This is a genomic window from Achromobacter aloeverae, assembly GCF_004121055.1.
Lineage (GTDB): Bacteria > Pseudomonadota > Gammaproteobacteria > Burkholderiales > Burkholderiaceae_B > Bordetella_C > Bordetella_C aloeverae.
This window is the reverse complement of the sequence record NZ_PYAL01000007.1, coordinates 401,519-419,370: the sequence shown is the minus strand read 5'-3', so window position 1 is coordinate 419,370 and position 17,852 is coordinate 401,519. Positions and strand designations below refer to the sequence as shown.

General features: G+C 64.4%; 17 protein-coding genes. 15 read left to right on the top strand and 2 right to left on the bottom strand.

Annotated features, from left to right (window positions below; all coding sequences use genetic code 11):
• Positions 1-3 precede the first annotated feature (3 nt).
• Positions 4-1,068, top strand: a complete 1,065-nt coding sequence (locus C7R54_RS23320; RefSeq protein ID WP_129153030.1) for a phenylacetaldoxime dehydratase family protein — start codon at positions 4-6, stop codon at positions 1,066-1,068.
• Between the two features lie 25 nt (positions 1,069-1,093).
• Here the strand turns inward: C7R54_RS23320 and C7R54_RS23315 are convergent, their stop codons facing one another.
• On the bottom strand, positions 1,094-2,023 hold the full coding sequence (locus tag C7R54_RS23315) for an N-carbamoyl-D-amino-acid hydrolase (protein WP_129153163.1): 930 nt from the start codon (positions 2,021-2,023) through the stop codon (positions 1,094-1,096).
• A 384-nt stretch (positions 2,024-2,407) separates the two neighbouring features.
• Positions 2,408-3,400, bottom strand: coding sequence for a LysR family transcriptional regulator (locus C7R54_RS23310; protein WP_129153028.1), 993 nt, complete (start codon positions 3,398-3,400; stop codon positions 2,408-2,410).
• A gap of 246 nt (positions 3,401-3,646) precedes the next feature.
• Between C7R54_RS23310 and hydA the strand changes: the two genes are divergently transcribed.
• From hydA to C7R54_RS23240, 14 genes are all read left to right on the top strand, one after another.
• The gene (gene hydA / locus C7R54_RS23305) at positions 3,647-5,143 is read left to right on the top strand and encodes a dihydropyrimidinase (protein ID WP_129153026.1); all 1,497 of its coding nucleotides are present in this window, start codon (positions 3,647-3,649) and stop codon (positions 5,141-5,143) included.
• A gap of 93 nt (positions 5,144-5,236) precedes the next feature.
• Positions 5,237-6,088 carry a transporter substrate-binding domain-containing protein gene (locus C7R54_RS23300; RefSeq protein ID WP_129153024.1) on the top strand — a complete coding sequence of 284 codons (852 nt, stop codon included), beginning with the start codon at positions 5,237-5,239 and terminating at the stop codon, positions 6,086-6,088.
• A gap of 36 nt (positions 6,089-6,124) precedes the next feature.
• Positions 6,125-6,877 (top strand): amino acid ABC transporter ATP-binding protein, encoded by a 753-nt coding sequence (locus C7R54_RS23295; RefSeq protein WP_129153022.1) that lies wholly within the window; start codon positions 6,125-6,127, stop codon positions 6,875-6,877.
• Entirely contained in the window at positions 6,877-7,554 is a 678-nt protein-coding gene (locus C7R54_RS23290; RefSeq protein WP_129153020.1) for an amino acid ABC transporter permease, read from the top strand. The genes C7R54_RS23295 and C7R54_RS23290 overlap by 1 nt, the downstream gene beginning before the upstream one ends.
• 12 nt (positions 7,555-7,566) lie before the next feature.
• On the top strand, positions 7,567-8,235 hold the full coding sequence (locus C7R54_RS23285; RefSeq protein WP_129153018.1) for an amino acid ABC transporter permease: 669 nt from the start codon (positions 7,567-7,569) through the stop codon (positions 8,233-8,235).
• Between the two features lie 101 nt (positions 8,236-8,336).
• Positions 8,337-9,272, top strand: coding sequence for a dihydrodipicolinate synthase family protein (locus C7R54_RS23280; RefSeq protein WP_129153016.1), 936 nt, complete (start codon positions 8,337-8,339; stop codon positions 9,270-9,272).
• Positions 9,273-9,318: 46 nt separating this feature from the next.
• On the top strand, positions 9,319-9,978 hold the full coding sequence (locus tag C7R54_RS23275; RefSeq protein ID WP_129153014.1) for an aspartate/glutamate racemase family protein: 660 nt from the start codon (positions 9,319-9,321) through the stop codon (positions 9,976-9,978).
• Positions 9,979-9,982: 4 nt separating this feature from the next.
• Positions 9,983-11,410: an FAD-binding oxidoreductase gene (locus C7R54_RS23270; protein ID WP_129153012.1), complete on the top strand. Its 1,428-nt coding sequence runs from the start codon at positions 9,983-9,985 to the stop codon at positions 11,408-11,410.
• A gap of 116 nt (positions 11,411-11,526) precedes the next feature.
• Complete coding sequence (locus C7R54_RS23265) at positions 11,527-13,086, top strand: acyl-CoA carboxylase subunit beta (protein WP_129153010.1); 1,560 nt, start codon at positions 11,527-11,529, stop codon at positions 13,084-13,086.
• A gap of 49 nt (positions 13,087-13,135) precedes the next feature.
• Positions 13,136-14,164 (top strand): tripartite tricarboxylate transporter substrate binding protein, encoded by a 1,029-nt coding sequence (locus C7R54_RS23260; RefSeq protein ID WP_129153008.1) that lies wholly within the window; start codon positions 13,136-13,138, stop codon positions 14,162-14,164.
• 10 nt (positions 14,165-14,174) lie between these two features.
• Positions 14,175-14,996: an IclR family transcriptional regulator gene (locus tag C7R54_RS23255; RefSeq protein ID WP_129153006.1), complete on the top strand. Its 822-nt coding sequence runs from the start codon at positions 14,175-14,177 to the stop codon at positions 14,994-14,996.
• A gap of 11 nt (positions 14,997-15,007) precedes the next feature.
• A complete protein-coding gene (locus C7R54_RS23250; RefSeq protein ID WP_129153004.1) occupies positions 15,008-16,225 on the top strand; it encodes a CaiB/BaiF CoA transferase family protein in 1,218 nt (405 codons plus the stop codon).
• Between the two features lie 3 nt (positions 16,226-16,228).
• Entirely contained in the window at positions 16,229-17,575 is a 1,347-nt protein-coding gene (locus C7R54_RS23245) for an acetyl-CoA carboxylase biotin carboxylase subunit (RefSeq protein WP_129153002.1), read from the top strand.
• Positions 17,576-17,629: 54 nt separating this feature from the next.
• The gene (locus C7R54_RS23240) at positions 17,630-17,848 is read left to right on the top strand and encodes an acyl-CoA carboxylase biotin carboxyl carrier protein subunit (protein WP_129153000.1); all 219 of its coding nucleotides are present in this window, start codon (positions 17,630-17,632) and stop codon (positions 17,846-17,848) included.
• Positions 17,849-17,852 lie beyond the last annotated feature (4 nt).

Below are 17,852 nucleotides of genomic sequence, written 5' to 3'. Positions count from 1 at the left end.
GCCATGCCTTTCGAATGGAAATACGAACGCTCGGTGCCGGAACGCCGGCCGCCCGGTCACCAGCCCGCGGCGCCGCGTTACTCCCTGCGTTGGACGGCGCCCCGCAGTACCTTGGTCAGCGCCTATTTCGGCATGCAGGCTCCGCCCGGGGCGGCGTCGGCCGCCGGCCACATCGGCCGCATGCGCGGCTTCCTGGCCGAGGCTCACGGTCCGCAGGCGCAGGAAGTCATGCGCTGCACGGACGAAGCGGGCCTGGACAACACCATCGTGGTCGCCTACTGGACCGACCCGGGAACCTATGCGCATTGGCTGGAGACGTCCGGTTTTCGGCCCTGGTTCGACGATCCAGCCCGGTTGACCGGCGATATCGGCTATTGGTTCGAGGCGCTGGTCGTGCCCTACGACCGCCACGAGACCATCTATTCCGCGCCCGGCTATCGCATCGGCCTCGCCCGGACGCCGGATGCCGAGATCGTGCCCATCACGACCAACGGCTATTTCGGCGCGGCGCGTGACCGTCTGCCGCTATCGGCCATCGACACCCTGGAAAGCCCGAGCGGCGGCCTTTTTCCTCCCACGGCCGACCATGCGAGCCGTGGCGCCCACCTGTGCGCGCTGCTTCCGCATAACGCGACGGTGCTGCGCTCGGGCCAGTTCTGGGAAGGGGCCGGCCGGGAGCAGCTGGACGACTATATGAACGCGCTGCAACCCAAGCTGCTGCGGGGCATGGCCTACCTGGTCGAGCAGCGCGAGCGTACCGGCTGCCTGTCCCTGCGCATCATGACCAATCTCAACGAAGACGGCAGCCCGCGCGCGGAGACGTCGGTGTACGCGGCTTTCCTGTCCTTGAACCAGCTGGAGGCCTGGGCCGAGTCGCACGACACCCATCTGGAGATATACCGCCATGCGATCGCGATGAACCGCCTGCACAAGGAGAAACGCGAAGTGGTGACCTGGCACGAGCTGTTCGTGCCGGGGATGGGCAACCTGTTCGAATACGTGAACTGCCACCCGCGGACGGGCATCCTGCCCTACGCGCGAGTGATGGCGCCCGTGGGGAAAGGATAGCCCGGCACGGAGCGGCTATCCTGGATCATTGCCCAGCCGTGGGCAGCGGGTCGCCGGCGCCGGTGCGCTCGACGATAAGCTTGTAGTGGTGCGGGCTGCGATGCTTGGCGAAATTGAAGACATGGTCGCGGAAGGTCTGGCCCAGGCCGAGGTCGATCTTCGCCATGATGACTTCGTCTTCTTCATAGCTGGACCGCGCCACGATTTCACCGGACGGCGCCACGATCATGGAACTGCCTATCATGTGATGCCCGTCTTCCGACCCGCACTTGCCGGCGGCGCCGATCCAGACGGCGTTCTGGTATGCGCTGGCCTGCAGCACGATTTCGTGGGTGGTCGTGCGCCAGTGGAGCAGCTCGTTCCAGTGGATGTTCCAGGATGGCGTGTTGTAGCCAAGGACGATCAGCTCGGCGCTTTGCAGCGACATGACGCGATAAGTCTCGGGCCAGCGGCGATCGTTGCACAGGCACATGCCGATGTTGGTGTCGTCCATGTTCCAGACGCCGAATCCGAGATCGCCCACCTCGAAGAACTTCTTCTCGAGATGCTGGAAAGGGGCATCGGGTTTGTGGTCGTCGTGGCCGGGCAGGTGGATCTTGCGGTACTTGCCGATGATCTTCGCGGTCCTGTCGACCAGGACGGACGTGTTGAAGCGCCGTCCCTCGGGCGTGATTTCCGCGTAGCCCAGGTAAAAGCCTATCCCCAGTTCGCGCGCCGTGTCGAACAGGGGTTGCACGTCGGCATTGGGCATGCTGCGCTCGAAGTAGCGGTCGACGGCTTCGGCTTCGGTCATCCAGTAGCGGGGAAAGAACGTCGTCAAGGCGAGTTCCGGAAAGACGACCAGCTCGGCGCCGCGGGAAGCCGCTTCGCGCATCATGGCCACCAGGCGCTTGACCACGGCGGCGCGGTCGTCGGCCAGATGGACCGGGCCCATCTGGGCTACGGCCAGGCCCATTTTTCGGCTGTTTGAAGATTTGCTCATGGTAGGCTCCTCGAATTTCGGCAGGCGTCTTCGTGGAGGCGCCCTGAATCGGATGGTCTTGGAAGAATCCCGCGCGGCAGCGCAACGCGCACACGCGCGTGGGAGGCTGGGTCGTGTCGGGAACAGGCGCAAGAATGCATCGTGTCGACGCTCAGGGGAAGCCCGGGGATATGCCCAGGGATGAAAAAGGGGCGCGTGCCTGCGGTTCGGGTAAGCGCCTGTTTTCCATGGGGTTTTTATCTTTTTGACGCGCCGCCGGCGGGCTTGGGCATAACCGCGGTGCATGGGTGATGCGCAAAGATTGATAGCAGCCGGCACGGGGGAAGGGGACTCCGCGCGCGCCCATCCGCTCGTCTCCTATTTTTCGTCGGCGCCCGCCCTTGCGCGCGGCGTCGCCGCTTTCTTGCCGGCATCGGAGATCGCCGTGGCCGGCGGCATCAAATCGAAATTCCCGAAGTCGCCTTCCTTGCGGAATGTGGCCTTCAGGGCGTCCATGAAGGACTGTGAAATCTGCGAAACCGGTTCGTCGCGCAGCCGTATCAGGTAGGCGTTCAACGTGGGCGCCTGCGCCATCGGGCGGGTCACGATGCCGCTGGCGGTCCAGCTCTTGGCGGAGAACTGGTCGACCAGGGCGATGCCGGCGCCGGCCTGAACCAGGGCGCATGCATTCTGCGGCGAGCCCACGTCCAGCACGGAGCGGACTTCGTGTCCGCTGTTCTCGAATATTTCGCGCACCATCTGGCCGAAGGGCGACCCCTTGTCGTATGAAATGAAGGGATAGTCGAGCAGGTCCTTGACCTCCAGCATGGACCGCCTGGCCAGCGGATGGTTGTATGGGCAGATGCAAACGAGCCGCGCGCTGCCGATTTCCTCATGCTCGAGATTGGGGTGCTTGATCGGCAGGAGCGTCACCGCGAGATCGGCGTGCTGCTTGAGCAGCCTGTCCGTCAACGGCGTGTGATTCAGGTAGTGGAAGGTCAGCTTGACGTGGGGATGGGTCTGGCGATACGCCGCGATGGCGGAGGGAATCAGCATGTGCCCCACGCTGGGACTGGCCACCAGGTTGAGGATGCCTTCCTGATGCTCGTACAGTTCGCGCGCCATGTCGTTCACACGCTGGACGCCGTCGTAGACCGCTTCCACTTGATGGAAGAGCTTCTTCGCTTCCAGCGTCGCTTGCAGCCGGCCGCGGATGCGCTTGAACAACGGGAAGCCGATGCGCTGTTCGGTGTGCGAGAGCAGCCGGCTGACGGCGGGCTGGGAAACATAGAGCATTTCCGATGCCCCGCGGATCGTCCCGGTGATCATGACGGCCCGGAAAACTTCGATCTGCTTGAGGTTGATTTTCATGGAGAGGGTTTGCCCGCCGCCGGGTCGAGGATGAACCTAGGGTTAATACCTAATCGGCCTTACGGCCATGACAGATCGACTATATGCCGAAAACCCCCGAGAAAACCCGAATTCGAAGCGCCTGTCCACCGGGGGTTACCAGGAGGACTTAACACAAAGTTAATGTAGGTGCCTAAAGAAGCAATAGGCAGGTGTGGGCCGCCCTTTCAATAATCTGCTTCAGCAGAACTGGAGAAAGCACCCACCATGGCGACTTCCAATCAAGGCTCGGGGCCGTTCGACCTCACCATCCGCAACGGCCGGATCAGCAACGCGGACAAGACCTTTCACGCTGATATCGGTGTACGCGACGGCATCATCGCGGCGATCGGGCAGGGTCTGCCGCCGGGCAGGGAAGACGTCGACGCGGCGGGCCTATGGGTGCTGCCGGGGGGTATCGATAGCCACACGCACATCGAGCAGTTGTCCGGCATGGGCGTGATGTGCGCCGACGACTTCTATTCCGGTACGGTGGCGGCAGCCTTCGGCGGCACGACGACCATTCTTTCCTTCTGCGCCCAGCACCGCGAGGACCGTATTCCCGATGTCCTGGCCGACTATGCGCAAAGGGCGAAGGAAAAGGCCGTCATCGACTACGGCTTCCATCTGATCCTGGCCAACCCGGACGAGCAGGCGCTGGTCCATGACCTGCCCAGGATCATCCAGGGCGGGATCACGTCATTGAAGGTCTACATGACCTATGACAGGCTGAAGCTCGACGACTACCAGCTCCTGGACGTGCTGGCGGTGGCCGGCGAATACGGCGCCATGGTGATGGTCCACGCCGAAAACCACGACATGATCCGCTGGGTTGCCAGGCGCCTGCTTGAGCGTGGCCATACGGCGCCGAAATATCACACGGTCGCCCACGATGCGCTGGCCGAATCGGAGGCGACCCATCGCGCCATCACGCTGTCGAGGCTCGTCGATGTGCCCGTGCTGATCGTGCATGTCGCGGGCGAGGAAACGGTCGACATCATACGCAAGGCGCAACAGCTGGGCGCGCGGGTCTTCGCCGAGAGCTGCCCGCAGTATCTGTTCCTCGAGGCCAAGGACACGGACCTGCCGGGGCTGGAAGGCGCGAAGTTCTGCTGCAGCCCGCCGCCGGGAGACAAGGCGTCGCAGGAGGCGGTCTGGGCGGGGTTCAAGGACGGGACGTTGAACGTCTATTCGTCGGATCACGCCCCATACCGTTACGACGCATCGGGCAAGCTGCCCAAGGGCGATGCGACGACCTTCAAGGAAATGGCGAACGGCGTGCCGGGCATCGAGCTGCGCCTGCCCCTGCTTTTCTCGGAGGGGGTGATGAAAGGGCGTATCACCATCGAAGAGTTCGTCGCGCTGACCGCGACGAACCACGCCAGGATGTATGGCCTCGCCCCGAGGAAGGGGACGATCGCCGTGGGCGCCGACGCCGACTTCGCCCTGTGGGACTCCACCCGGAAAGTCCATGTGACGGCCGCGATGCTGCATGACCGCGTTGGCTACACCCCTTATGAGGGCCGCGAACTGAACGGATGGCCCGTGCAGGTGTACAGCCGCGGCCGTTGCGTTGTCAGGAACAACGAACTCCAGGTGGCGCGCGGCAGCGGGCAGTTCATTGCGCGAACGCGGCCGGAACCGATGGTCGACCGCAAGCCTTCCGGCAAGCGGGGCATATTCAGCGGGCTGGTCGGGCTGTCGTCCGGCCCGACCGAACCCTAGGCATCCAGCGCGCGCGCCGCGCAAGCGTCGATTCAGCGCCAAGCAAATCCCAAGCAAGCCCAACCCGCCACGTCCTCTATTCAGGAGCCGTCCATGCAAGGCCTCACCAAACTGATTCGTCAATGTTTACTGGGAAGTACGTTGTTGCTGGGCGCGGCGGCGAGCATGGCGCAGACCGGGCCGATACGCACGGCCGTGGACTCCACTTTCGCGCCGCATGCGATGTCCAAGCTGGACGGTGGTCTTCAGGGGTTCAACATCGACCTGGGCCAGGAAATCGCGAAGCGCCTGGGCCGCGAAATCACCATCGAGCCCGCCGAGTTTTCCGGGCTGGTTCCGGGCCTCAACAGCGGAAGATACGAGTTTCTCATCGCACCGGTGACGGTGACGCCGGAGCGCGCCAAATCCCTGCTCTTCACCGAGGGATACCTGGATACGGACTATACGTTCCTCGGCAAGAAGAGCGCGCCCGCCCTGACGTCCCTGGACCAGCTCAAGGGCAAGGTGATCGCGGTCAACAAGGGCTCCAACTACGAGGCCTGGGCCAAGGACAACGCCGAGAAGTACGGCTTCAAGTATGAAGTCTACGGCGCCAATGCCGATGCCGTTCAGGCCGTCCTTGCCTCGCGCGCCGACTACAACCTGGCCGGCACGACCGTCGTCTCCTGGGTGGCCAAGCAGAACCCGCGGCTTGCGACCAGCTACACCATCAAGACCGGCCTGGTCTGGGCCGTGGCCTTCCGCCGGGACGACCAGGCCGGTCGCGCGAAGGTCTCCAATGTCCTGAAGTGCATGAAGAAGGATGGAACGATCGCGGCGCTGGCGAAGAAGTGGTTCGGCTTTACGCCGCAGCCGACGGATTCGGCGGTCGCCATCGCGGCGGGAACGGGCGTGCCGGGGATGGACGGATACGACCCCACGCCTGTCACGCCGACCTGCAAATGATGCGCTGATCCCGCGAAAAAAAACAAGGGGTGCCAGATGAATTCCAGCCCGATACTGCAGATCACGGATTTGCGTAAGAGCTATGGCCAGACGGAGGTCCTGCGCGGCGTGAACCTGCGGGTCAATGCAGGCCAGCTGGTTTGCGTCATCGGACCGTCCGGTTCCGGAAAAAGCACGATGCTGCGCTGCTGCAACCTGCTTGAAGTGCCGACCGCCGGGAAGATACTGGCCAATGGCCATGACGTCCTCGATCCCAGGACGAACGTGAACCGGATGCGCCAGGATGTGGGGATGGTGTTCCAGCAATTCAACCTCTATTCACACCTGACGGCGATCCAGAATGTCTCGCTTGCGCTGCGCAAGGTGCAGAAGCTGGGTAGGGCGGAGACGAAGGCCGCCGCCCTGGCGGCACTGGAGCGCGTGGGCCTGGCGCACAAGGCGGACGCCATGCCGGCCCAGCTTTCCGGTGGCCAGCAGCAGCGCGTGGGAATCGCGCGGGCGATCGCCCTGAAACCCAAGATCATCCTGTTCGATGAGCCGACCAGCGCCCTCGATCCGGAACTCGTGGACGACGTGCTGGGCGTCATGCGGCAGCTGCGGGAAAGCGGCATGACCATGCTGGTGGTAACCCATGAAATGGGGTTCGCCCATGCCGCGGCCGACCATGTCGTCTTCATGGACGGCGGCGTGGTGGTGGAGGAGGGATCGGCGGCCGACGTGTTCGAACAGCCGCGCGAGACGCGCACGCGCAGCTTCCTGTCCCGCTACATTTCGAGGTCCACCCACTGATGGAAGCGACGAGCGGATTCCTTTTCACCTTTTTCAACCACAGCGTCGCGTCCCAATATGCGGGCGCGATTGCGAAAGGGGCGCTCATTACGGTTGGAACGGGCATCGCGGTCATCGTCACGGGCTTGCTGGCCGGAACCATCCTGGCGGTGCTCAGGGCGCGTCGCAACCGCCCGGTGACCTTCTTCATCGTCGTGTTCGCGGACGTGTTCAGGTCCCTGCCGCCGCTCGTCATCCTGATCGTGCTGTATTTCGGGCTGCCGGAGGCGGGGCTGCCGCTGTCGTCCTTCTTCGTCACGTGGTTCGCGCTGAGCCTGGTCCTGGCGGCCTATGCGGAAGAAAGCATATGGGCGGGGATTTCCTCGCTGCCCGCCGGCCAGATGGAGGCCGCGAGGTCCACCGGCCTGGGATGGTGGCAGGCCATGGGCAGCGTGGTCCTGCCGCAGGCCATGCGCCGCGCCGTGCCCACCCTTACCAATCGGGTGATATCGATTACGAAGAACACCGCGCTGGGATCGGTGGTGGCCCTGAACGAGATGCTGAATGTGGCCCAGGGGGCAAGCAGCCTGTCGGGAAACCCGACGCCACTGATGATGGCGGCATTCGTGTATGTAATCATTTTCCTGCCCTTCGTGGCGCTTTCGCGCTGGCTGGAGAAGCACTGGGTGGCCGGCTGACGGGGCAATGACATGGAAAACATCATCCAGACCTTCTTCGACCTCAAGACCTACGCGGACGTCTTTCCCTACCTGCTGCGAGGCTTGTGGACCACGATATGGCTGTCGGCCATCGTGATTCCGCTCGGCGCGGTAAGCGGCCTGGCGCTCGCCATCGTGATGACGCAGGCGCGCAGGCGCCTGATCCGTTGGACCGCCATTGCCTACGTCGACTTCTTCCGGGCATTCCCGCCGCTGGTCCTGCTTATCCTGATCTATTTCGGATGGCCATTCCTGGGCATCGAGTTGAACAAATTGGCGGCGGTCGTCATTGCCTTCGTGTTGAACAACACCAGCTATTTCGCCGAAGTCTTCCGCGCGGGGATCGAGGGCGTGCCCAAGGGGCAGGCCGAAGCAGCGCGCTCGACGGGGCTCGGAAATGGGCAGACGCTGCTTTACGTCGTGATCCCGCAGGCCGTGAAAAACGTGCTTCCGGACCTGGTCGGCAACAGCATCGAGATCCTGAAAATGACGACCATCGCCAGCGTGGTGGCCATGCCGGAGCTGCTGCGCGCGGCCCGGGATGCGCAGTCGCTGGTGTTCAATCCGTCGCCGATCACGTTGGCGGCCATCATGTATCTCGCCCTGCTGTGGCCCTTGACCCGTTGGCTGGGCCGCCTGCAGCACCGTCGGGCACATTGACGGGAAAACATACCAAGAAACCAATGGGCGCGCGGCAGCGTTTGCTGCCGGGGGAGCGGGTCCCGTCCGGGACGCAGCGCATTTCTTTTGTGAGGGTAAACATGAGCAAGAACACGCATCGCCTGGATGAAAAGGCATCCGGCGTCTATATCATCGCGGCAACGCCTTTCGGCGACGACGGTGAACTCGATCTTTATAGTATCGACAGCCTTACCGATTTCTACCTGGAGAAGGGCGTTACCGGGTTCACCATCTTGGGAATGATGGGCGAGGCGCCGAAACTGAGCGAGTCCGAGACGACGACGGTCATGGAGCGCATCCTTAAACGCGTGAACGGCAGGGTGCCGGTGGTCGTCGGCGTCAGCCACTCCTCGAACCGCCATGTGCAGCGGTTGTCGAACGAGGCCATGTCGCTCGGCGCCGCGGGCGTCATGGTGGCCCCCGCGCCCAACTTGAAGACCGACGAACAGGTTCATGGCTACTATGCCGGCATCGCGAACCTGCTGGGCAAGGATATCCCGATATGCTTGCAGGATTTCCCCCAGTCGACGGCGGTCCACACCTCGGTGGCGGTCATCCATCGGTTGATCGATGAATTCCCGCAGGTCGTGATGCTCAAGCACGAGGATTTCCCGGGCATGCGCAAACTGACCCGTATCCGCAAGGAGAGCGAGGCCGAGGGGCGCCGACGCATCAGCATACTGGTGGGTAACGGCGGCCTGTTCCTGCCGCAGGAAATGCTGCGCGGCGCGGATGGCGCGATGACGGGCTTCGCCTATCCCGAGATGCTGGTGCAAGTGTGCAAGCTGTTCGCCGATGGAAAAGCCGACCAGGCCGAGGATCTGTTCAACATCTACCTGCCGCTGCTGCGCCATGAGTTCCAGTATGGCATAGGCCTGGCGTTGCGCAAGGAAACCTTGCGTCGCCGGGGGGCGATCCGCTCGGCCTTTGTCCGCAAGCCCGGACCGGCGCTGGACGGCACCGACCATGAGGAATTGACGCGCCTGATCGCGCGGCAGGACGCGCTGCTGGGCTAGATTCCCGGCTCTTTCATCAGGATCGCCCGATCCGGAGGTGAGCACCATGACCAAGACCTTGTATGTGATCAACCCAAACAGCAATACGGATGTCACCGCCGGGATAGCCGCCGCGCTCGATCCCCTGAGAAGCGCTGACGGCCCGCGGATAGAGTGCGTCACGCTTGCCGAGGGGCCCCTGGGAATCCAGACCCAGGAGGATGTGGACCGCGCGTCTGTCCTCGTGAGGCAGTTCGCGGAGCTGCACCGTGACGATGCCGCGGGATTCGTCACGGCCTGCTTCAGCGATCCGGGGCTGCATTCGATCAGGGAGATTCCTGGCGTGCTTGCGCTGGGCATCAGCGAATGCGGTGTGCTTACCGCCCTGTCCATGGGCCTGCGCGTGGGCGTCATCGCCATCCTGGACATCTCCATTCCGCGTCATCTGCGGACCTGGGCGGCGATGGGCGTGAAAGACCGGATCGTGGGAGAGCTGGCCATAGGCCGGACGGTGGCGGAGCTGTCCGACAGGAAGGCCACGCTGGACGCGATGATCCGTACCGGAACCACGTTGCGGGACACGTGCCACGCCGACGTCCTGGTCATGGGATGCGCGGGCATGGCGCCCTATCGGCAACTGCTGCAGGATGCCGTCGGACTGCCCGTCGTCGAGCCCACGCAGGCGGCGGTCGCGATGGCCCTGGGCCGGCTGCGCCTGGGGTGGTGATGGCATGACAGTCGCGAAGCAATCGGTTCAAACGCCGTTCGAAGAAAAGCTGTGTGCCATCGTGGGGGATGCCGGCATCGTGGCCGCCGAGGACGAAAAGGCATCGTACGAGGTCGACTGGCTGGGGAAGTGGAAGGGCAGGGGTAGCTTCATCGTGCGGCCGGATACGACGCAAGCGCTTGCCCAGGTCATGCGTCTCTGCAACGAAACACGGACGCCCGTGGTGCCGCAAGGCGGCAACACGGGGATGAGCGGCGGCGCCACGCCGGACGAGAGCGGCGCGCAGGTCATCCTGAGCACGACGCGCCTGCGTTCCATCCGGGAGGTGGACCCGCTGAACAACACGATAACCGTCGAGGCAGGCGTGCTGCTGGCCCATGTCCAGGAACAGGCCGATCGTGCGAACCGCTTCTTTCCGCTGAGCCTGGGGTCCGAAGGAAGCTGCACGATAGGCGGAAACCTGGCCACGAACGCAGGCGGCATCGCCGTGCTCAGGTACGGCAACATGCGCGAGCTGGCGTTGGGACTGGAAGTGGTCTTGCCCGATGGCCGCATCTGGAACGGGCTGCGGGGCTTGCGCAAGGACAATACGGGCTACGACCTGCGAGACCTGTTCATCGGGTCGGAAGGAACGCTGGGCATCATCACCGCGGCCGTGTTGAAGCTGTTTCCCAAGCCGACCGCGCGCGCGACGGCCTGGGTCGGTTGCGCCGAACTCGGAAAGCTGGTGCAGCTATTGGCCCGGGTCCGGGACACCTGCGGCGATCGCCTCGTCGCCTTCGAAATGTTGACCGGCCAGTCGCTGCGACTGATCCTGGACCAGATCGCCGATGTCAGGGATCCGCTCGACCAGCCACACGCCTTTCATGCCTTGATCGAGGTGGCGGATACGCGCGACGACGGCTTGTCGGCATTGCTGGAGGGCTGCCTGGAGCGGGCGGTGGCCGATGGCCTCATCGACGATGCGGCCATCGCGTCCAGCCTGGCCCATCGCCAGGCGTTCTGGAAGATCCGGGAGGGGATTTCGCCGGCCCAGGTGCGGGCGGGAAAAGTCGTCAAGCACGACATCGCGCTGCCGGTATCGGTAATTCCCCGTTTCGTCGATGCCGCGGAGTCCGCGATCCGGTCGGTGATGCCGCAGGTCCATGTCATCAACTTCGGACACCTGGGCGATGGCAACCTGCACTTCAACGTGCTGCTGCCCAAGGACGTGTCCACGGGCGACGCCGCGGCGGCCACGGTGCTGCTGAACCGCGTGGTGCATGATCTCGTGGTCGAAAACGGCGGCAGCATCAGCGCCGAACATGGTATCGGGCAACTGCGCCGCGATGAGCTGCGGCATTACAAATCGGCGGTCGAGTTCGACCTGATGATGACCTTGAAACAGTCGATAGACCGCAACCAGATCATGAACCCGGGCAAACTCATCTGATGCCCTTGCCGCCACCGGGTATGCTGCGCCGCATTATTTCGGATATCGAAATTTGATCGATTTTCCTGTTCCCGAATTTCCGTCCACGCATAATGCCTGCAAACAGGGAGCGGAAGATGGCGTGGGAACAGGCATACGAGGAACTGGCGCTGCGGCGTGAACAGGCCCGCGGCATGGGCGGGCCGGAAGGGGTGGAAAAGCAGCACGGCCGGGGCAAGCTGACGGTCCGGGAACGGATAGACGCCTTGCTCGACCCCGGCACGTTCCGCGAGTTCGGCACGCTGGCCGGCAAGGCCAGGTACACGGCCGACGGCGACCTGATCCAGCTCCAGCCGGCCAATTCCGTGATCGGCAACGGGCGGATCGATGGCGGGAAGGTAATGGTGGCGGGGGATGACTACACCATCGCCGCCGGCTCCAGTGAATCCTCCGTCGCGGACAAATGGGTGTATGCGGAGCGCATGGCCCATCAACTACGCATGCCCCTCGTTCGGCTGGTCGATACCGCCGGCGGCAGCGTGCGCCTGCTGGAACAGCAGCAGGCGACCAAGATCCCAGGCTATTCCACCTGGCCAGTGATTCCCTTGTTGAGCACGGTCCCCGTCGTGGGGGTGGCGTTGGGTGCATGCGCGGGCCTGGGCGCGGTCAAGGTGTCGGCGTCGCATTTTTCCGTGATGGTCGAAGGCATCAGCCAGATCTTCGCGGCCGGCCCGCCGGTCGTGCGCCAGGGCTTGGGGTTGACCCTGCACAAGGATGAGCTGGGGGGCGCGAGGATAGCCGCGCGGGGGGGCACGGTTTCGAATGTCGCCAAGACCGAGCAGGAGGCTTTCCAGCAGATACGCCGCTTTCTTTCCTTCCTGCCGCGCAATGTGTGGCAGGCGCCGCCCGTGATCGCGTGCGAGGACGATCCGGCGCGGGCGGATCCTCAATTGAACGAGGCCATACCGGAGAATCGCCGCAAGCCCTACATGGTGCGCGACATCCTCAAGCGCCTGTTCGACCATGGCGATCTTTTCGAAATGTCGCGCGCCTATGGCGGGTCGACCTTGACCTGCTTCGCCCGCCTGAACGGCTATCCGGTGGGCGTGATGGCCAACGATCCCATGGTCTCGGGTGGTGCGATGACACACCAGTCGGCCGCGAAGATGGAGCGCTTCGTCGATCTGTGCGACACCTTCCACCTGCCCATCGTCAATTTCGTGGACCAGCCCGGGCTGATGATCGGGCCGGACGCCGAGGCGGCCGGCACCGTGCCGCTGGTCTATCGCGCCGCTGGCGCCATCGAGCAGGCGGCGGTGCCCTGGGTGTCCATCGTCATCCGGCGTGCCTTCGGCGTTGGCGGCGGCCTGCATGGACCGAAGTACGGCGAGACCGGGCAAAGCCTGAACCACCGTTTCGCGTGGCCATCCGCGCAGTGGGGCTCCATTCCCATTGAAGGCGGCGTCGCCGCCGCCTATCGACGCGAGATCGAGGCCGCGCCCGATCCGGAGTTGCGCCGGGAGGAGCTGGAAGCCTATTACCGCAAGCTGGCGTCGCCCTTCCGCACCGCCGAGAAGTTCGGCATCGTGGATATCATCCAGCCTTCCGAGACGCGCGCCTTGCTGTGCGACTGGGTCGAGGACGCCTACGAGGTGGCACGCACGCAGCTGGGACCGCGGGCGCGTCCGATGCGCTAACGCCATTACAAGGATCCGGCGACCCGGACCACTTTCCAGGGAGACAAGCATGAGGGCCAGCACTATCCACGACAGTCGGCGCGCCGCGCCGCTGATGGCCATCGCCGCGGGCCTGCTCGCGGCTGGCCTCCTGGGGGCGTCGACCTGCGCGGCGGCGCCGCCGGCGCCCAAACCCTGGAAACCGGACCATGCGGAATACATCGTGCCGGCGGGCCCAGGCGCCGCGCTGGACCTCGCCGCCCGCAAGCTCGTACAGATGATGCAGCAGGAAGGGTTGGTCGACAACATGATCGTCAGCAATCGTCCCGGAGGCAATACCGCGATCGCGCTGAACGTCCTGGACCAGAAGCAAGGCGACGGCAACTACCTGATGACCCTCACCAGCTCGCTGATCAACGACCAGATAATCGGCTCGCTGAACAAGAAATACACGGACTACACGCCCGTGGCGAACCTGTTGGACGAGAACGTCGCGGTGGTCGTCCGCGCCGACTCGCCCTGGCATACCGCCATGGACCTGGTCAACGCGCTGAAGAAGAATCCCGGGCAGGCCAATATCGCCATCGCGACGTCGATAGGCAACCATATCCACGTCGGTATCGCACGGCCGCTGAAGGCGGCGGGCGTGGATGTGGCCAAACTGACCATCGTGCCCTTCAAGTCGTCGGCCGACTCCATGACGGCGCTGCTGGGCGGCCACGTCAATATCGTCGCGGCGACGACCCCGAACCTGCTGGCGCCCCTGCAAACCGGAAAAATCCGGGTGCTGGCGATCGCCGCGCCGGAGCGCCTGAACGGGCCGTTGGCCAGCATTCCTACCTGGAAGGAACAAGGGGTGAACGTGGTGTCGGTGTCGTCGCAGGCCGTAATCGGGCCGAAGGGCATGACACCGGAGCAGATCGCCTTCTGGGACCACGCGATCCGCGTGGTCACCGCCAAGCCGGAATGGCAGGAGTTTCTCGCGCACAATCAATGGCGTAGCCATTATCTGGACGCCAAGGGCGAGGCCGCCTACCTGGACCAGCAGTACGCCGCGACCCGTAGCGTGCTGGCCGACCTCGGCCTGGCCAGGCAGTAGCGCGACGGCCATGGTCAACAAGCGCCGCGACCTGGACTACCGACGCCGCAGCCTGGAAGAGGAAAGCGGGGACAGCCAGTTCGCCTCGACCCTGGCGCGCGGGCTGGCGCTGCTGCGGTGTTTCGAAGCCGGGGAGCCCCTGCTGGGCAACCAGGACCTGGTCGAGCGGTCCGGCTTTTCCAAGGCGACGGTGTCACGCCTGACCTATACGCTGGTACGGCTCGGGTACCTGAACTACCACGCGGAACGGTCTCGCTATTCGCTGGGATCGGCCGTGCTGGTCACTGCCTATCCCTTGCTGGCCAATATGCGCGTGCGCCGCTATGCCCGGCCGCTGATGCAGGAGATGGCGAACCAGGTGCAGGGCGTGGTGTCGCTGGGTGTGCGGCACGGCATGGCCATGCTGTATATCGAGAGTTGCGCCAGCGAGGCATCGGGCAGTCCCGTCATCGTCGGCCTGGGTTCGCGCGTGCCGCTGGCGCGCACCGCGATGGGCCGCGCCTATCTGGCCGCCTTGCCGGAGGCCGAGCGCGCGGACCTGTTGCAGCAGATCAAGGCCCGTGATCCCCAGGGTTGGGCAGCGACGCGGGAGCGTATCCGCCAGGCGCTGGTGCACTACGGTCGGCATGGATTCTGCATGTCCGACGAAGACCTGACCCAGGACTCGCGCGCGGTCGGCGTGGCGCTGGAACGCCGCGACGATGAAGTGCAGATGGCATTGAACTGCGGCGTTCCGACCTTCCGGTTGGCGCCGCGGCAGTTGGAGCAGGATATCGGGCCTCGCTTGCGTGGCCTGGTCCGCCACGTGGAAACGATTATGCGATCCCTATGAGAGACGACACCATGAATCATGCAGCCCCAGGACCGCTGGCCGACCTGAAAGTGGTCGAGATCTGCACGACGATCGCCGGTCCGGCGTGCGCGCGCCTGTTCGCCGATTTCGGCGCCGATGTCATCAAGATCGAACCCGCGCAAGGGGATGGGGTCCGCCAGATGGGCAAGCATGTGGGCGATATTTCGCTCTATGCCGCCACTATTCTCCGCGGCAAGCAGTCCATCGCCCTGGACCTGAAGTCCGAGGAAGGCCTGGCGATCGCGAAGGAATTGATCAAGGGCGCCGACATCCTGGTGGAAAACAACCGGCCTGGCGTCATGGAGCGGCTGGGCCTGGGGTATGAGGTACTGTCCGCCGACAATCCCGGCCTGGTGATGGTAAGGATCAGCGGCTATGGCCAGGATGGGCCGTATGCGGACCGGCCCGGCTATGGGGCCATCTGCGAGGCCGTGGGCGGCGTGCGTCACATGACGGGCGATCCCGACCGTCCGCCCGCACGCGTGGCGCTGGCGACCACCGATTACTTGACCGCGGTGTACGCGGCATTCGGCGCCATGATGTGCATCCACGAGCGCAAACGGTCCGGCCGGGGGCAGGTGATCGACGCGGCGCTGTACGAAACCGCGTTCAGCCAGATGGAGCCCTATGTCCCAGCCTTCCAGCAGCTAGGATTCGTCCCCAAGCGCGTAGGGCCCAATCTTCCCACCATGGCGCCCAACAGCTTGTACCCGACCGCCGACGGCGAGTGGATGCTGATCGCGGCGAATAGCGACATCATCTATGAACGGCTGGTCCGCCTGATGGGGCAGCCGGAATTGCTGACCGACCCGCGCTTCGCGACCATCCGGGCGCGCGGCCAGGCCGACAACATGAAGGCCATCGATGGCATCATCGGCGCCTGGAGCTCGAAATTCCATAGCCTTGAACTCGAACGCATGCTGGTCGGACAATCGATCCCCGCGGCGCGCATCTACTCCATCGCGGATATCTACGAGGACCCCCACTTCGCCGCCCGTCACATGCTGGTGGATGTGCCGCATCCGGATCTCGGGCCGGTCAAGCAGGCGGGCATCGTTCCCAAGCTGTCCCGCACCCCTGGCGCCATTCGCCATACCGGACCCAATATCGGCGCGGACACCGAGCGCATCCTGCGTGGGTTGGGCCTGGATGAGGCCCGCATCGAGGAATTGAAGCGCAATGGTTCGGTCACGACGGAGCGTCGGTAGCCCATGCCGTTCAACAAGATATTGATCGCCAATCGCGGGGCGATCGCGGCGCGCGTGTTGCGCACCGCGCGGGCCATGGGCTTGCGCACGGTGTGCGTTTATTCGGAAGCCGATCGCACGCTGCCCTACCTGGCGCAGGCCGACGAAACGCATTGCATCGGCGAAGCCGCGCCCGCGGGCAGCTATCTGAACCAGGAGGCCTTGCTGGATGTGCTGCGCAAGAGCGGGGCCGACGCGGTGCATCCCGGCTATGGCTTCCTTTCCGAGAGTGCCAGTTTCGCGCAGGCGGTGCAGGATGCCGGCGCCTGTTTCGTCGGGCCGGCGCCGCGCTGGCTGGATGCCATGGGGCACAAGACGCGCGCCCGCGAATTGATGGCGGCGCACGGCATGCCCATGGGCGCGGCCAGTCCGGTCCTGGCCGGTACCCCGGCGGAGCAGCTGCGCGCCGTCGAGCGGGTCGGATTTCCGGTGCTTATCAAGCCAGCCGGTGGTGGCGGCGGTATCGGCATGATACCCGTGGCCGATGCGGCCGGCTTGCCGGCCGCGCTGGAACGGGCCGCGTCGCTGTCCGCCCGCAGTTTCGGCCAGACCGAACTGTATGCCGAGAAACTCGTATCGCGGCCGCGCCATATTGAATTCCAGATCCTTGCGGACCGCCACGGCGCTGTCCAGCATATTTATGAACGCGACTGCTCGGTCCAGCGGCGTCACCAGAAGGTAATCGAGGAATCCCCGGCGCCCGGCCTGGCGCGTGATGCCATCGCCACGCTGGGCGGGCGCATCGCCGCCATACTGGCGGAGCTGGGCTACGACGTGATCGGCACCGTCGAGATGCTGTACGGCGACGGTCATTTCGGTTTTCTTGAAATGAATACGCGATTGCAGGTCGAGCATGCGGTGACCGAGATGGTCTGTGATATCGACCTGGTGCGGGCACAGATCAGGCTGGCCGCTGGTGATCGGTTGCGGGATGTGCTGCCGCAAGCCCCGACGCCGCGCGGCCATGCCATCGAGGCCCGCGTTTACGCGGAGGATCCCGTGCGCTTCCTGCCGTCGCCTGGCACGCTTGCGCGCTACGCGCCTCCCGAAGGGGAGGGCATCAGGGTGGAGACCGGCTATGCCGAGGGCAGTACCGTTACGCCCTTCTACGATCCATTGCTCGCCAAGGTCATCGCCCATGGCGCCGATCGCGGCGAGGCGATCGATCGCCTGCGGTCCGCGCTGTCGCGCTTCGAGATCGCCGGCGTCAAGAACAATATTCCGTTCATCCAGGCCGTGCTGCGCCATCCCGCATTCCTCGCGGGCGACGTGCACACGGGCATGGCGGCCGAGGTGCTGGCGGGCAAATAGCGCTTTCCCGCCAACCCGCTCGCCTCATTGATCATCCCGGTAGCAGGAGTCCCCATGACTAGTACGAATATCGAAGCCGTCACCACCGGCAAGGTCTGGAAGATCGAGGTCCAGGCTGGCGCATCCGTCCAGGCGGATGGCGTGGTCATGATCCTAGAATCGATGAAGATGGAAATCCCGGTGCAGGCTCCTGTCGCCGGCGTCATTTCCCAAATACTGGTGCAGGAGGGAGACATCGTCGAGGAAGGCCAGACCGTCGCGACATTGGCGTGACGAC

Coding starts and splice junctions, on each gene's coding strand:
- C7R54_RS23320 (WP_129153030.1), top strand. CDS start 4: ATGCCTTTCGAATGGAAATACGAACGCTCGGTGCCGGAACGCCGGCCG.
- C7R54_RS23315 (WP_129153163.1), bottom strand. CDS start 2,023: ATGGGCCTGGCCGTAGCCCAGATGGGCCCGGTCCATCTGGCCGACGAC.
- C7R54_RS23310 (WP_129153028.1), bottom strand. CDS start 3,400: ATGAAAATCAACCTCAAGCAGATCGAAGTTTTCCGGGCCGTCATGATC.
- hydA (WP_129153026.1), top strand. CDS start 3,647: ATGGCGACTTCCAATCAAGGCTCGGGGCCGTTCGACCTCACCATCCGC.
- C7R54_RS23300 (WP_129153024.1), top strand. CDS start 5,237: ATGCAAGGCCTCACCAAACTGATTCGTCAATGTTTACTGGGAAGTACG.
- C7R54_RS23295 (WP_129153022.1), top strand. CDS start 6,125: ATGAATTCCAGCCCGATACTGCAGATCACGGATTTGCGTAAGAGCTAT.
- C7R54_RS23290 (WP_129153020.1), top strand. CDS start 6,877: ATGGAAGCGACGAGCGGATTCCTTTTCACCTTTTTCAACCACAGCGTC.
- C7R54_RS23285 (WP_129153018.1), top strand. CDS start 7,567: ATGGAAAACATCATCCAGACCTTCTTCGACCTCAAGACCTACGCGGAC.
- C7R54_RS23280 (WP_129153016.1), top strand. CDS start 8,337: ATGAGCAAGAACACGCATCGCCTGGATGAAAAGGCATCCGGCGTCTAT.
- C7R54_RS23275 (WP_129153014.1), top strand. CDS start 9,319: ATGACCAAGACCTTGTATGTGATCAACCCAAACAGCAATACGGATGTC.
- C7R54_RS23270 (WP_129153012.1), top strand. CDS start 9,983: ATGACAGTCGCGAAGCAATCGGTTCAAACGCCGTTCGAAGAAAAGCTG.
- C7R54_RS23265 (WP_129153010.1), top strand. CDS start 11,527: ATGGCGTGGGAACAGGCATACGAGGAACTGGCGCTGCGGCGTGAACAG.
- C7R54_RS23260 (WP_129153008.1), top strand. CDS start 13,136: ATGAGGGCCAGCACTATCCACGACAGTCGGCGCGCCGCGCCGCTGATG.
- C7R54_RS23255 (WP_129153006.1), top strand. CDS start 14,175: ATGGTCAACAAGCGCCGCGACCTGGACTACCGACGCCGCAGCCTGGAA.
- C7R54_RS23250 (WP_129153004.1), top strand. CDS start 15,008: ATGAATCATGCAGCCCCAGGACCGCTGGCCGACCTGAAAGTGGTCGAG.
- C7R54_RS23245 (WP_129153002.1), top strand. CDS start 16,229: ATGCCGTTCAACAAGATATTGATCGCCAATCGCGGGGCGATCGCGGCG.
- C7R54_RS23240 (WP_129153000.1), top strand. CDS start 17,630: ATGACTAGTACGAATATCGAAGCCGTCACCACCGGCAAGGTCTGGAAG.